Here is a 15,006-nt window from a genome sequence, read left to right as displayed (position 1 = left end):
CTGTGCAGTCCTGAATTCCCTCCGTTATCAGTCGTCAGCGCAATGGCCTTGTGCTTTCGCATCGCGCCACCAGATTCCTCCGTCCCGTTAATTCCCGTCGCAAACAAGCCAAAATATGTTGAATGATCAATGCAGAACCTATGTTTCCTTCGCTGGCGAACTGGATGTCCAGCTGTTCGAGCGCAGCATGGACTGCATCAAGATCATCGACCTCGATGGCCTGATCCAGAAGGTCAATCCCGGTGCGGTGGAGGTGCTGGAGCTGGCGGATGCGTCGGCGCTTTTACGAACGAGCTGGGACACCCTCTGGCCCGACGAATCGCGCGAGCTGGTCGCACGGTCGGTCATGCAGGCTGCGCGCGGCGAGCGTTCGCAGTTCGTTGCCTTCTGTCCGACCGCCAGGGGCGCGCCCCGCTGGTGGGATGTTGCGGTGACCCCGGTCCTGGACACGCAGGGGGCCGTCAAGGAGATCATGGCGATCTCGCGCGACATCACGGAGTTGCACATGGCGCAGGAAGCGCTCCGGGAAGCCGATCGCCGCAAGGATGAATTCCTGGTACTGCTGGCCCACGAGCTGCGCAATCCCCTGTCCGCTGCCAGCATGGCCGTGAACATGCTCCAGATGTCGGTGCGGGACGATCCGCGCCTGCTGCAGCTGGGCCAGGTCGTGTCCCGCCAGAGCCTGCACATGAGCACACTGGTGGAGGACCTTGTCGACCTGGACCGTGTCGCACGGGGCGAAGTGGCGCTGAAACGCGAACCGGTGGATATGCGCGCCGTCGTCGCGGAAGCGATCGAGCAGGTGCAGCCGCTACTGAGCGCCAAACGCCACACGCTCGTCATGAACCTGGCTCCCGATCCCTGCGTGGTCCATGGCGATCGTGCGCGGCTGATCCAGGCGGTCGGCAACCTGGTGGGCAATGCCGGCCGCTACACGCACGACGAAGGCACCATCCAGGTCAGCGTGGAAAACAGTAACGGCGCCGTGCTCGTGACCGTGGCCGATAACGGCATCGGCATCGCCGCGGAACATCTGGCCGGCATCTTCGAACGCTACAAGCAGATCGATCCCACCAGCGATCGCAAGAAGAGCGGCCTGGGCCTCGGGCTGACGCTGGTGAGCAAGCTTGCCGAGCTCCATGGCGGCAAGGTCACCGCATTGAGCGCCGGCGAGAACGAGGGTAGCTCGTTCATTTTGCAGTTCCCGGCGGCAGCGTAACGACGCGATCCTGCCCGACTGGAACCATGGACGCTCGCGTGCTCTTTCCTGCGCGCTGAGAAAACTGCTGCCGGCATAATGGCCGGCATGACGCCCACTTTTTTCGCCGATGCCCACGCCTTCCGCGCCTGGCTCGCAAAGCATGCTGCCAGCGCCACCGAGCTGCTGGTCGGCTTCCACAAGGTCGGCTCGGGCCGGCCCTGCATGAGCTGGTCCGACTCGGTCGATGAAGCGTTGTGCTTTGGCTGGATCGACGGTCGCCGCAACCGCATCGATGACCTGACGTATTCGATCCGCTTCACGCCGCGCAAGGCCTCCTCCATCTGGAGCATGGTGAACATCGCCAAGATGGACCAGCTGCGCGCCGCGGGGAAAATGACAGCGGCGGGCGAAGCCGCTTTCGCACTGCGCAGCGAGGCGAAGTCCGGCATCTATGCCCACGAGCGCAGCGACGTGCCGGAGCTGCTCGATGCCGAGCGCGAACGCTTCCAGCGCGATGCGGCGGCCTGGGCTTACTTCCAGGCCGCGCCGCCCTGCTACCGCAAAACCCTCCTCCACTGGATCACGAAGGCCCGGCGCGAGGAGACGCGCAGCAAGCGGCTCGAGCAGCTGATGCAGGCTTGCGCGGCGGGGAAGCGATTGACTTGAGAGCACCAGGCCCGGAGTAACGCCCCTGGCGTTGCCTGGCCTACGCCGCCTGGTTCAGCATCTCGGCGATCTTCTCGACCGCCAGCAGGGTCAGCGCCGTGCCACCGGGACCGCCATGCGACTTCACCACCGAAGCCAGGATCGGCGTGATGCCGACGAATACATTGCTGACCGGCGCGATGTCGGCCACCGGTACCACCGGGATACCGCCCAGCCGTTCGACGAGGATGCCGAACTTGCGCCCTCCCGCGCCCTGCAGCACGACGGTCAGCATGTCCTCGCGCTTGCCGCGGGCCGGCACGCCCAGTGCCCTGTGCAGGTCGTACAGCAGCATCGTGCTGCCCTGGTAGATGGTGGCGCCGCACAGCTTGTCCGAGGCGTTCGGCAGGCGCACCACGCCGCCGAACGGGATCGCTTCCACCACGGCCGCTGCCGGCACGCCGAGCAGATAGGAGCCGACGTAGAAGCTGGCGATGTCGATCGTGTCTTGCGCTGCCGCGGCGGATGCGGGCCGCACGGTGCCGGCGACGAAGGCGGCATCCTCGATGACGGCAACCTCGTCATGCTGGCCATCGTTGGCGCACAAGGGCACGCACACCAGCGCCAGCAAACGCTGTCCGGCGCGGCCTTCGGTGCCGCGGTATTCGCGGTAGCCGGAAGAACCCCGTCCGCCCACCGCGAGCACCTGGCCGTCCAGTGCGATGAGCTGCGCCGCGCCGCCCTCCAGCGCCGCGGCGCGTAGTTCCGCGGGCAGTCCTGCCTTGTGGCCGGCAGCACGGTTCGCATCGGTCGAGGCGACCACATTGTCGTCCGCATCGATGAACAGCGCGAAGGCGCCGGCCGAACGGGGCAAGCCCGCGGACAGCACGGCTTCCAGTTGCGGCGCGCTGTCGAAGACCGCGGCAATGCCGCCGCTGGCCTTGCCGCCATCATTGTGCAGTGGCGCGCTGTAGATGTAGGTCGGGCGGCCGCCATACAGATCGGTGGCGGCGAATGCTGAAACGACGTAGCTGTCGTCCTGCACCGCCAGCGCCCTGGCGCACCAGCCGGCATCGAGCTGGCGCCCGACCAGCGGCGCCAGCTCGGGACGTGAGGTGGCCAGCACCACGCCGGCGGCATCGAACAGCAGCAGGCTGTCGTACACCGAATACAGCGCGTTGATGGCGGCCAGGCGGGCGCCCAGCTGCGCTTCGCGCTCCGGGGCGTCGGTGGCCGCCAGCAGGCCGCGCAGCAGCGGGTCCAGCGCCCACCAGCGGCAGTCGTTGGCCCGCTCGTACAGGTTGCGGTCCAGGATGTTCATCGCCAGCGCAGCGTGGAACTGGCAGTCGTCCAGCTGCGAGCGGACCGTCATGGTCTGCAGGTCGTTGATCGACCGCGTGAACACTTCCTTCATGCGCGTGCCGGTGCGCACGATCTCGGCCAGCAGCACCTTCGAGAAGGCGGGATTGAGCGCGGCATTGACTGCGACTTTTTGCGCGGCACTCTGGCGCACATTGGCGTTCCACACGGAGCGGTTCAGCTCCTTCTGGATCGCATCGGCCTGCGCGGGGATCGCCTGGAGCGTGGGCGAGAAGGTGGTGCCGTTGCGCAGGATGGCGCGCACGAGCGCCGCATCCGTGCCCGCTGCAGCCTCGGCGTCGTCATCGTCCCCGCCCTGTTCGAACGCCATCGCCAGCGGCACCAGCACCAGCGCACTCCATCCCGCCGGCCCCATGTAGCCCTGGAAGCCCTGTGCCGCGTGACGCGCGGTCAGGTAGCTCGCGCCGGCGAAGCGCGTCAGGTGGCCGTCGCCATAGGGTGCGGCGATGACGGCGCCCGGCGCGACCTGCCAGGGGTCGCTGCTGGCAATGACACGGTTCTCGTCGTCGAGCAGCGTGATGACGCTCCAGTCGCCGTCGCGGCACAGCCCCTGGAAGATCCGGTTAGTTTCGTTTTCGAAGTCGAAGCACAGGAACAGGGCGCCCAGCACGGTGCCATCCTCATGCAGCACGCGCGTGCCATACAGCAGGTTGCGCGATTCGCCGGGGAACAGGTCGTTGCGTACCGCCGCTTCGGTGTAGGGCGCGCTGCTGGCGAGAACCTCGTCCAGCAGGGGATCCTGGATCGATTCGACCTGCGGCCCGTCCGGCAGACGCGCCAGTACCTGGCCGGACGGCGATACCAGGATCACGTCCCGGTAGACCGAGTACAGGCGCACGTAGGACTGCAGGCGCTCCACCATTTCCGCGCGGTGCGGGGACCCGCCGGCCAATTCCGCCGCGGCGAAATCGCGCAGGGTGTCGTCCATGGCGAGGAAGCCGATGTCGGCCGTACGTTCATACAGGTTGCGCACGAGGATATCGATGGCAACCTGCGCCTGCGCGGCGATTTCCTGCACGCGCTTGTTGTAGGTGGTGAGCGCCAGGTTGTGCAGCAGGCTGGCGGTGAGGCTGGCGAAGGCGGATTTGGTGTCGCCCATTTCGGTCGTGGTGCCGGACAGCTGCCCCAGCAGGTTCAGCACGTCCCAGACGGACTCCAGCGACTTCAACGTTTCACGATTCTCGGTGACATGCAGCATGTGAGGCAGCATGCGGCGCAGTGGATGGGTAACCTCACTGGGAGCGGTGGACATGATTATTCTTAGTGGCAAATAAAAAAGAAACTTCTGAGCAAGGTTTATGCCAGACTGATTAGCGCTTTTACGCCTCGGACGGACGGTATTGCCGTGTTCCGCTCACCGCGATGATTGAATTTGGTGCGCTGCCGGTTCTTGGTGGCGCATTTCAAACGATGTTATCCAACGTCATATTCGTGCTCTGCGGCCAGGAATAAGCGAATATACTGCCGGCAAGTTAGCATTTTTATATCTATCCATGGCACAAACGGTACGGACCATTGTTACGTCGCTGGCGCAGTTCTCCAGTACGACAAGACTGTATGCGCTGACCTCACCGGCAGACAGTGCAGTGTCCGACCTGCTGGTGGAAGCCTTCTGCGCGGACGACGCCGTGCAGGATGTCGGCGCGCGCGATGTGATCGTGCTCTCCACCAGTGCCCATGTGGATCTGGACGCCCTGCTGGGCGAGACGGCCAGCCTGGAAGTCACCCTGGCGGACGGCACGCGCACCGCGTTCACCGGCGATATCACGGAAGCGGCCATGCTCGGCAGCGAAGGCGGCCTGGCCCGCTACCGTGTGCGGCTCACGCCCTGGCTGTGGCGCCTGACGCAGGTGCGCAACAGCCGGGTATGGCAGGACCTGACCGTCGTCGACATCGTCGATGCCGTCTTCGCCAGTTACGAGCCGCTGGCACGCTGGCGCTGGAGCGACGAGGTGCAGGCCTTCCTGGCCGAGGTGCCGGCGCGCAGCTACTGCTGCCAGTACCGCGAATCCGATTTCGATTTCGTGCTGCGCCTGCTGACCGAGGAAGGCCTGGCCTGGCGCTACGAGGAGACGGAAGAAGGCCGGCGTGTCGTGCTGTTCGCCGACAGCACGTCGCCGCTGGCGGTGCCCGCGGATGCCAGCAGCGCTGCCGGCGGCGGCATCCGCTTCCATGGTGCGCGCGCGCTGGAAAGCAGCGACACCATCCAGGCGCTGCAGGCCCACCGCCGCGTCACGGCCACGCTCACCACCCTGCTCAGCTACGACTACAAGGCCAAGCAGGCGGTGACGGCCAGCGTGCCGTCCCGCGAGCAGTTCGGCAAGCTGCCGGCGCTGGAGAGCTACGACATGCCGGGCCAGTATGCCTTTGCCACCGCTGCCCATGCCCGGCACTACGCCACCCTGCAGACGCAGGCCCGCGAGGCGCGCAGCCACCAGTGGCGGGGCCGCTCCACCGTCCGCACGCTGGCAGCCGGCACGCGGGTCGATGTCACGCAGGGGCCGCTGGCCGGCGCCGGCGATGCCCCCCTGTCGTACACCGTGCTGCGCGTGACGAGCGTTGGCGTGAACAACCTGCCCGCGCCGGTCGTGCAGGGCCTGGCCGAGCTGTTCGGCCCCATCCCGGAACTGCTGCAGGAATCCCTGTACGACGCCACCGTGCCGCCTGGCGACCTGGCGCTGGTCATCGAACAGGCGCGCGGCAGCGGTTACGCGAATGTCTTCGAGGCGGTTCCCGCCGATGTGCCCTGGCGCCCCGAACTGCCCGGCAGCGACGGCCGCAATCATCCCCGGCCCACCGCGCACGGCACGCAATCGGCCATCGTGATCGGCGCGAACGGCGAGGACCGGCCGGCGCCGATGAACTGTACTGCGATGCGCTGGGGCGCATCCGCATCCGCTTCCACTGGCAGGACCAGGGCGATGCCACGTGCTGGGTGCGCGTGGCGCAGCGCACGGCCGGCGGCGGCATGGGCAGCCAGTTCCTGCCCCGCATCGGCCAGGAGGTGCTGGTGCAGTTCATCGAGAACGATATCGACCGGCCGATCGTCGTCGGCACGCTCTACAACGGCCAGGGCGAAGGCGGCATCGAGCCTACCCCGGGCGGACAGCCGGTAGCGTCCCCGTCGTCGTCACCCTTTGCGTCGTCACCCTTTGCGTCGGCTGCCGACCACACGGTCTCCGCGCAGGGCAATCTCGCCGGCGGCAACAGCCCCGTGTGGCACGGCGCGTCCGGCGACGATGCCGGGCACCGCAATGGCGCCACACAATGGGGCGTGCGCACCAAGGAGTTCGGCGGCGCCGGCTACAACCAGCTGCTGTTCGACGATACCGACGCGCAGGGCCGCGTGCAGCTGCGCTCCACGCACGCCGCCACGGAGCTGAACCTGGGCCACCTGATCCACAGCGCGGACAACTACCGCGGCAGCCTGCGCGGCCAGGGCGCGGAGCTGCGCACCGATGCGTATGGCGCCGTACGCGCGGGCGCCGGTCTGCTGCTCTCCAGCTACCGGGCCAGCCACGGCGCCGAGGCGCGCGACCCGGCCGGCGACAACGCCCCCGGCATCGCGCTGCTGAAACAGGCGGTGAAGCTGGCCGAAACCTTCAGCACCGCCGCGACAACGCACGAGACAGTCGCACTGGCCAGCCACCTCGGTCCGGCAAAGGTCGGCAGCAGCATGCTCGATGCGAAGGCCGCGCCGCTGCAGGCGACGCTGACAGCGCTGTCCGGCATGGTGGCCGACACCGGACTCGATGCGGCGCAGGCGGATGCGAAGGAGAAGAAAACCGCGCCTGGAGATGGCCAGCTGCCGCACGTGACGGACCAGCTCATCGCGGTCAGCGCGCAGGCCGGCCTGGCGGTGACGGCCGGCGGGGCGGTGCAGCTGGCCAGTGGCGAGACGATCGCGCTGATGAGCGGCGCCGACACCCAGTTCATCGGCGGCGCGCAGATGCGCATGCATACCGGCCAGGCCATCGGCGTGCTGGGTGGCGCCGTGGCGGCGGGCGACGAGGGCATCGGCGTCCAGCTGACCGCCGCGCGCGACGCGATCGACATCCAGGCACAGTCGGACACACTGAAAGTCCAGGCGCGCGACGACGTGAACGTGATCAGCGCGAATGCCCATGTGGACTGGGCCACCGCCAGTAGCATCAGCCTGTCGACGGCGGGCGGCGCGAACATCACGATCGAGGGCGGCAACATCACCGTGCAGGCGCCGGGCAAGATCACCATCCACGCCGGCAGGAAGCATTTCGACGGGCCGGCCCGGACCGATTACGTGATGCCCGTGATGCCCCGCGCCGAGAACACCTGGGTCGAACTGGAAGCGCAGTACGACGATGCATGGAATACGCCGTGGCCAGTGCAGGGCCTGCAGTTCAAGGTCGATGGCAGCACGCTGGCGGACAAGGTGCCCATCAACCAGTCACCGAAAAAGACATGACCGGAACATCCGAAACCAAACGGCTGCAAGCCACCAAGGACGGTGCGGTCCTCGTGACCACCACCACCACCGTCACCGAACGCGAAATCTACGAGGACCGCGAGATCATCGTCCAGCGGCTGCACGCGGCCTACCTGACGCTGACCGACGAAATGAGCGAATTCCAGGCGCAGTGGGACAGCGATCCGGCGACCGCCTATCTCACCAGTGCCCGGGAAGGCCTGAATGCCGGCGGCGCCGACTGGCTCGACGACCAGATGGAACTGTTTTCGGCAAAGCTGTGGACGGACCTCGGCGGCAAGGTGAAGGATGCCGCCAGCACGGCCTATGACCGCCTGGGCAGCTACGCATCGCGTCGCTACGGCCTGCTGCAGAAAGAGCTGAACAAGCACATCGAGCACCCGGAAGACACGCTGTACAACTGGGCCTGGTGGCAGCGCGCCATCACTGCCGGCGCGGAGGAAATCGGCCAGCAGCAACTGCAGCAGTTGCGCGACGCGGGACAGGCGCTGAAGGACACGGGCCATACCGTCCTCGAGACCGTGGAGAAGGCCCGCAAGATCTTCAAGCACCGCGACGCGATCCTGAACCTGCCGGTCCTCATCGCGAATGGGCAGCCACGCCCGATCCAGGCCTTCGTTGACACGGTGCTGATGGATATCGATCCGAAGCTGGCCAAGGCAATCCGCAACGACCCGAACTTTCCCGTGGTGCTGGAGATCATTGCCGACCATGACAGCGTGCTCAGCTACCTGTCCTATATGGGACTGATGATCGAAGCCATTCCGCCCAACTTCTACGCCTATGCCGCCGGCAAGGGCGGCGCCTACCTGATGATCGAGGTGGTGATGCTGATCGTCACGGCACTGCTCAGTGCCGGCACTGCGGCGGCGGCCCGCATCACGACGCTGGTCGCCCGCTTCGCCGCCAGCAGCGCGAAAGTGGTCACGGCGAACCGCAAGATCAAGCGCGCAACGGCCGCCATCCAGTCGTTCACCCGCGCGCTGGAAGACCTGTCGACCGCGGTGGATGAGCTTCACACCCTGGGGGCGAAACTGGTCCAGGCGCGCAGCAAGAATCTCGTGGTCCGCGGGCAGACCAAGACGACATTGCAGGCAAAGAAGGAATCGATCAAGCGGGACAAGAAATGCCGGCTGTGCGGCAGTACGCAGCATGAGACACCGCGGTTCCGGCCGGGCACGGTGGAGTACCGTTGACCGCAAATTGAGGACAATCCTGATGCCCCTGAAACTTGGCAACTCCTCCAAGGACAGCAAGTACTTGAAAACCATCAAGACTGCAATCGAACACAATAAAGCGCATCCCCGCCATCACGGCGTCAAAATGCAGGCCCATCACCTCATTTCGGGTGAGGGTATGAAACGCACCAATCTGGGCAAGAAAATTGAAAAATTCGGCTATGACATCAATAACTTGATGAATCTCGCCTTCATCCCATGCACGCTTCAGGGGGCATGCTATCTCGGGGTTCAGCCGCATCGAGGCAATCATACGGCTGCTGTGGACCAGGACGATTACGACGATGACAATGAACCCATCACCTATCACGATGTCGTCGCCAAGCGCCTGACCGATTTGCAGTTGCCGCTTGCGAAGGAATGCAAGGGCGCCGCGGATCATCGTAACGATCAGATCAAACAGGACCTTGATAAACTCAGCGCCAGACTGGCAAAACTGATCCAGAACAGTCCTGCAAAGTTGCCTCTGACTTCGATCGCGGCCAGTTTTACCACCGGGAGCCTGACTGGATGTGGCGGGGTCGATTCGGTCGGCTTGCATCGCCCCGGCGAAGCCTGCCCCGTGAAGCGCCACCATGCCGGGAACAAACAAGGTACTGGCCAAAAGGAAGAGGCCATCTCCTTCGAAAGCAGCATCCCCTTCACCCTGAAACCCGGACGCTGAAATGAGTAAATACGACCAAGAATATTACGTAATCGATCCGGCGAATAGCGACCGCCTGCCGCGTTTAACGCCGACCGAAGAGACGGTGGACAGGAATTATGCGTTTGAAGTGCCGCCTCGTGGATCCGCACCATTTTTCTTCTTCAATGGCGCGAGTGACTACCAGAAGAAAAAGCGCATTGACGTCATCAAAGACCTGCCTGACGTGCTTTTCAATGGCAACCATGTCATTGTCAGGGACCGGGTGCGCAAGGAATTGCTTGAGCTTGACGCCAGCGGCTTCGAGCTGCATCCAGCTGTGTTCATGGATGACGACGGTACCTGGCACGAAGATTTCTGGTTTGTTTGTATACCAGAACGGTTTGACTGCTGGGATAAGGAAGCATCGGATTACGATGATGACCCCATGGAGATAGGGGGGTTCGAGCTCTACGAAATCGAAAAGATTAGCTTGAGTGAGGAACTGCTGGACAGAACGCCGCTCAAGGAACGTCTTTTCTTCAAGCTGGGCGGGGCCCAGGATGCCGTATTGATGTGTCATCAAAGCATAGCCGGCATTTTCAGGTCCCCCGGAAGCAAACTGATTCCAGTTCCCGACTATTGACGAGCTACATCAACAGTCATCAGAACTTTGGATGACAACAATACCTGCGATACGTAAAGCAGAAATGGACTGCCAGGAATTTTCGAATAATATGAAAATTTATGATGATGATTATTTCTTCGTAATGAAGGAGCTCAATGACAGTCTGCCCTCGCTTACTCCAACAGAAGAAACAGTCGACAGGAATTATTCGTTTTCGCCACCTCCTCCTGGCTCATCGCCGTTCTTCTTTTTCAACGGCGCCAGAGAATTCAAAGAACGGCGAGGAATTCCACCAATAGCACAGATGCCAGACATCCTTTTCAACGGTACCAATCTCGTAATTCGCACGCACCTTCGTGATGCACTATTGGCAATGGAAATTCCAGGCCTATTCATGCATCCGTCTGTTTATATCGATGAAAAAGATCACTGGCACGAAGATTTCTGGTTTTTGATATTTTCTAAAAGGTTCGATTGCTGGGACAGAAAAAAGTCCGACTATAATCCCGAGCCGATCCGGCTGGGCGGCTTCAACCTTCATAGTATTTACTCGTATAGCCTGGATGAGGAAAAGCTGAATAATACACCGTTGAACCAGCGACTCCTGTTCAAGATGGGCGAGACACAGGAAGCCTTTACGCTCTGTCATAAAAGTCTCGCCAACATCTTCCGCGACTCCGGTACGCGACTCATCACCATTGCCGGGTTCGAGAACGCCTAGTAACGGATGCTTCCAATTTCCCTATCGACTAAATCGCTATCCGGCATTTTTGAAAGCGACTCGATGGTATACAAATATAATATGGACTGGTTAGTCTTGCCAGCAGATCACGAAGGCTGCCTCATGTAACGCCAATCGAAGCAACGGTTGGCAGGAATTAAGCATTCGAAGGGCCGCCAGTGGATGACGAATCATTTGTGCTTCCTGAGGAAGCGAAACTTAAATCGGCAACAGCCTGCGAGGAATTTTTGATTAATATGGAAATTTTTGATGAAGATTATTTTTTCGTGATGAAGAAGCGTGATGACAACCTCCCCTCGCTTACTGCAACAGAAGAAACAGTCGACAGAAATTATTCCTTTGAACCACCTCCTCCTGGCTCATCGCCTTTCTTCTTTTTCAACGGCGCTAAAGAATTCAACGAACGGAGAGGAATTCCACCGATAGCACAGATGCCGGATATTTTGTTCGATGGCACTAATCTTGTAATTCGAACACATCTTCGCAATGCGCTATTGCCATTGGAAATTCCAGGCCTATTCATGCATCCATCTGTTTACATCGATGAAAAAGATCACTGGCATGAAGATTTCTGGTACTTGATATTTCCGAGAAGGTTCGATTGCTGGGACAGAAAGAAATCCGATTACAATCCCGATCCGATCCGGCTGGGCGGCTTCAACCTTCATAGTATTTATGCATACAGCCTGGATGAAGAGAAGCTGAATAATACCCCGTTGAACCAGCGACTTCTGTTCAAGATGGGAGAGACACAGGAAGCCTATACGCTCTGTCATAAAAGTCTGGCCCACATCTTTCGCGACTCCGGCACGCGACTCATCACCATTGCCGGGTTCGAGAATGCCTGGTAACGGATGCATCTGATTTCCCTATCGACAAAATAGCTATTCGACATTTTTGAAAGCGTCTCGATGCTATCCAAATATGATGTGGAATACTGGTTAGTCTTCCCAGCAGATGACGAAGGCCTGCATCGTTTAACGCCGACCGAAGAGAAGGTCGACAGGAATTATGCATTTGAAGTGCCGCCACGTGGATAACGAAATCATCTGTGCTCCTGATGAAGCGGCACTTAAATCGGCAACAGACTGCGAGGAATTTTGGAGCAATATGAAAAATTTTGATGAAGATTATTTTTTCATAATGGAAGAACTAAATGAGAGCCTGCCCTCGCTTACTGCAACAGAAGAAACAGTGGAGAGGAATTATTCTTTTCAGCCACCTCCTCCTGGCTCATCGCCTTTCTTCTTTTTCAACGGCGCCAGAGAATTCAAAGAACGGAGAGGAATTCCGCCAACAACACAGATGCCAAACATCCTTTTCAACGGTACCAATCTCGTAATTCGCACGCATCTTCGTGACGCATTATTGGCAATGGAAATTCCAGGCCTATTCATGCACCCATCTGTTTATATCGATGAAAAAGATCACTGGCACGAAGATTTCTGGTTCTTGATATTTCCGAAAAGGTTCGATTGCTGGGATAGAAAGAAATCTGATTACAATCCCGATCCGATCCGGCTGGGCGGCTTCAACCTTCATAGTATTTATGCATACAGCCTGGATAAAGAAAAGCTGAATGATACCCCGTTGAACCAGCGACTTCTGTTCAAGATGGGGGAGACGCAGGAAGCCTATACGCTCTGTCATAAAAGTCTGGCCCACATCTTTCGCGACTCCGGTACGCGACTCATCACCATTGCCGGGTTCGAGAACGCCTGATAGCAGATGCTTCCGACTTGATTATGCTTGCCCTCATCCCCGACACTGACAGGGCATCGCCCGATGATAACTAGCACAAAGAGAAATTCGATTATTTTTTTACCGGTGCATTTGGCATATTCCCGGCAAAGGGTACCTATTCAAAAGACGTGGACGTGGTTTTTTCGCCAGCCGTCAGCGTAAGGGCGCATGTGCAGGTATACGGTCAGAAGGTGAGAATCGACTTGCTGCGGCCCCAAGGCCCCAGAAGAAAAACCATTGTCGTGGAAGCGGAAAAGAAACTGAAGATAAATCTGGCAGATTACAATTTCCATGGCCACATCGATTTTTCCATATCACACCTTGATGACGGAATGGGTACGTACGAGATCTACCGGATCTTTATCTACTCTTCTGAACGAATTGAATTCGTTTCCCTCACTCCTCCGAACCGGGCGGATTCCGACTCTACAGCACGAATGAATCTGCATGAGTGGAACTCCCGCTGCCCCATAAGCCCCTTGTAAGCCTGCAGCACACAATCAGCCGCCAGCCCGTTTGGGATCGTGACCGAGCTTCCTGAGCGTTTCCATGACCAGCTCGCAGTGATCGCCCTGCACCTCGATCACACCATCCTTCACGGTGCCGCCGGAACCGCATGCCGTGCGCAGCTGCTTGCCGAGCGCGGCCAGCGCAACGGCATCGAGCGCGAGCCCCTTGACCACCGTGACGCTCTTGCCGCCACGCCCCTTTGTCTGGCGCGAGACGCGCACCACGCCGTCGCCGATGATGACCGATGTCTTGCACGTGCAGGCGGCCACCGGCGCCCGGCATTGCGGGCACATGCGTCCGCTTTCGGTGGAATAGACCAGGCCGCTGCTGCTGTTTTTCATGCTCGACATCCGTACGGAGAAAGGGGCGAGTTTACCAGCTTGCCCCCTGCGCGACCCGGCGCCCTTTACTTTCTCCGCGCCCTTACTCCGCGCCCTTCTCCTCCGCATCGATGCGCGACGTGGCCGCCGTATCGCGCATGAACCAGCAGACCAGCAGCGTGCAGGAAATCACGGCCGTGGTGTACCAGTAGAAACCGCTCTCCAGGTTGACCGACTTGAACCACAGGCCCAGGTACTCGGCCGTTCCGCCGAACAGCGATACGGCCACCGCGTACGGCACGCCCACGCCGGTGGCGCGGATATTGGCCGGGAACAGCTCTGCCTTCACCAGCGCATTGATCGACGTGTAACCGGACACGATCAGCCAGGCGCAGGCGATCAGCGCGAACGCTTCCCACGGGCCGCTGGCGTTGCGGATGGCCGTCAGCAGCGGCACCGTGAACAGCGTGCCCAGCAGCGCGAAGCCCACCAGCAGCGGACGGCGGCCGATCCGGTCGGACAGCGCGCCATACAGCGGCTGCAGGCACATCGCGAACAGCAGCGAGCCGGCCGAGACGGCCGTGGTCTGCGCATCCGTCAGGCCCACGGACAGGCGCAGGAACTTCTGCATGTAGACGGTGTACACATAGAACGCCAGCGTGCCGCCCATCGTCAGGCCCACCACCAGCAGCACTTCCTTCGGATGCTTTGCCAGCTGCTTCAGGCCGCCCATTGGCTTGGCCTTCCGGCGCGCCGTTTCGAACGACGCCGTTTCCGGCATGTCGTGCCGCATCAGCAGCGCCACCAGCGCCAGCGCTGCACCGGCGAAGAACGGGATGCGCCAGCCCCAGGCTTTCAGCTCCGCCGCATCGAGGACGAAGTTCTGCAGCACCAGCAGAAGCAACAGCGCCAGCAGCTGGCCGCCGATCAGCGTCACGTACTGGAAGCTGGCGTAGAAGCCGCGCCGTTTCGAGTCCGCCATCTCCGACAGGTAGGTGGCGCTGGCGCCGTATTCGCCGCCCAGGCTGAGGCCTTGCAGCAGGCGTGCCAGCAGCAGGATGCAGGGCGACAGGATGCCGGCGGTCGCATAGGTGGGCGCGCAGGCGATCAGCAGCGAACCGAGGCACATCAGCAGCACGGACGCCATCAGCGCCACCTTGCGGCCATGCCGGTCGCCCAGGTGGCCGAACAGGATGCCCCCCAGCGGGCGCACGAAGAAGCCCAGTGCAAAGATGCCGGCCGTGGACATCATCTGCGCCGTCGGGTCCTGGGCCGGGAAGAAGGAGCTGGCGAAGTACAGCGCGAAGGCGGCGTAGCAGTAGAAGTCGAACCACTCCACCAGGTTGCCGGCCGAGCCGACGAAGATGGCGCGCAGGCGCGAGCCGGAGATGCGTTCGGTGGCGGCCGGGTGGGCGCCGAGGGCCGGATTGCCGGTCATTGTGTTCATGGTGTCTCCTCTGTTTGGAATTCCGCTTGATATCCCCATGCGGAAATTCCATTCTCCCGCCGGGC

Annotated in this window: 11 protein-coding genes and 1 pseudogene; 9 read left to right on the top strand and 3 right to left on the bottom strand. The window is 61.4% G+C overall.

Annotation, left to right across the window (positions count from 1 at the left end):
- Positions 1-115 precede the first annotated feature (115 nt).
- On the top strand, positions 116-1,219 hold the full coding sequence (locus tag IP91_RS10035; protein WP_145648839.1) for a PAS domain-containing sensor histidine kinase: 1,104 nt from the start codon (positions 116-118) through the stop codon (positions 1,217-1,219).
- 87 nt (positions 1,220-1,306) lie between these two features.
- Positions 1,307-1,867 (top strand): YdeI/OmpD-associated family protein, encoded by a 561-nt coding sequence (locus IP91_RS10030; protein ID WP_145648838.1) that lies wholly within the window; start codon positions 1,307-1,309, stop codon positions 1,865-1,867.
- A gap of 40 nt (positions 1,868-1,907) precedes the next feature.
- On the opposite strand, the gene IP91_RS10025 is transcribed toward IP91_RS10030, so the two are convergent.
- The gene (locus IP91_RS10025; RefSeq protein WP_145648837.1) at positions 1,908-4,478 is read right to left on the bottom strand and encodes a chemotaxis protein CheW; all 2,571 of its coding nucleotides are present in this window, start codon (positions 4,476-4,478) and stop codon (positions 1,908-1,910) included.
- A gap of 241 nt (positions 4,479-4,719) precedes the next feature.
- On the opposite strand from IP91_RS10025, the pseudogene IP91_RS10020 reads away from it, so the two are divergent.
- The 7 genes and pseudogenes from IP91_RS10020 to IP91_RS09995 all read left to right on the top strand — a co-directional run bounded on the left by IP91_RS10020 (position 4,720) and on the right by IP91_RS09995 (position 12,643).
- Positions 4,720-7,670: pseudogene (locus IP91_RS10020) on the top strand (type VI secretion system Vgr family protein).
- The gene (locus IP91_RS26005; protein WP_158643121.1) at positions 7,667-8,887 is read left to right on the top strand and encodes a hypothetical protein; all 1,221 of its coding nucleotides are present in this window, start codon (positions 7,667-7,669) and stop codon (positions 8,885-8,887) included. Before IP91_RS10020 ends, IP91_RS26005 begins: the two are co-directional and overlap by 4 nt.
- Before the next feature lie 22 nt (positions 8,888-8,909).
- Positions 8,910-9,593, top strand: coding sequence for an AHH domain-containing protein (locus IP91_RS10015; protein ID WP_158643120.1), 684 nt, complete (start codon positions 8,910-8,912; stop codon positions 9,591-9,593).
- Between the two features lies 1 nt (position 9,594).
- Positions 9,595-10,197, top strand: coding sequence for an imm11 family protein (locus tag IP91_RS10010; RefSeq protein WP_145648835.1), 603 nt, complete (start codon positions 9,595-9,597; stop codon positions 10,195-10,197).
- 31 nt (positions 10,198-10,228) lie between these two features.
- Positions 10,229-10,900 carry a hypothetical protein gene (locus IP91_RS10005; RefSeq protein ID WP_145648834.1) on the top strand — a complete coding sequence of 224 codons (672 nt, stop codon included), beginning with the start codon at positions 10,229-10,231 and terminating at the stop codon, positions 10,898-10,900.
- Positions 10,901-11,079: 179 nt separating this feature from the next.
- The gene (locus tag IP91_RS10000; RefSeq protein ID WP_145648833.1) at positions 11,080-11,772 is read left to right on the top strand and encodes a hypothetical protein; all 693 of its coding nucleotides are present in this window, start codon (positions 11,080-11,082) and stop codon (positions 11,770-11,772) included.
- Between the two features lie 181 nt (positions 11,773-11,953).
- Positions 11,954-12,643 (top strand): hypothetical protein, encoded by a 690-nt coding sequence (locus tag IP91_RS09995; RefSeq protein WP_145648832.1) that lies wholly within the window; start codon positions 11,954-11,956, stop codon positions 12,641-12,643.
- 521 nt (positions 12,644-13,164) lie between these two features.
- Here IP91_RS09995 and IP91_RS09990 read toward each other — a convergent pair.
- Positions 13,165-13,515, bottom strand: a complete 351-nt coding sequence (locus IP91_RS09990) for a translation initiation factor Sui1 (protein ID WP_145648831.1) — start codon at positions 13,513-13,515, stop codon at positions 13,165-13,167.
- A gap of 82 nt (positions 13,516-13,597) precedes the next feature.
- Positions 13,598-14,941: an MFS transporter gene (locus tag IP91_RS09985; RefSeq protein ID WP_371860611.1), complete on the bottom strand. Its 1,344-nt coding sequence runs from the start codon at positions 14,939-14,941 to the stop codon at positions 13,598-13,600.
- Between the last annotated feature and the right edge of the window lie 65 nt (positions 14,942-15,006).

It is taken from the genome of Pseudoduganella lurida, assembly GCF_007830455.1.
Taxonomy (GTDB): domain Bacteria; phylum Pseudomonadota; class Gammaproteobacteria; order Burkholderiales; family Burkholderiaceae_D; genus Rugamonas; species Rugamonas lurida.
Note: the sequence above shows the minus strand (reverse complement) of the source record. Positions and strands in the feature narration are given on the sequence as shown.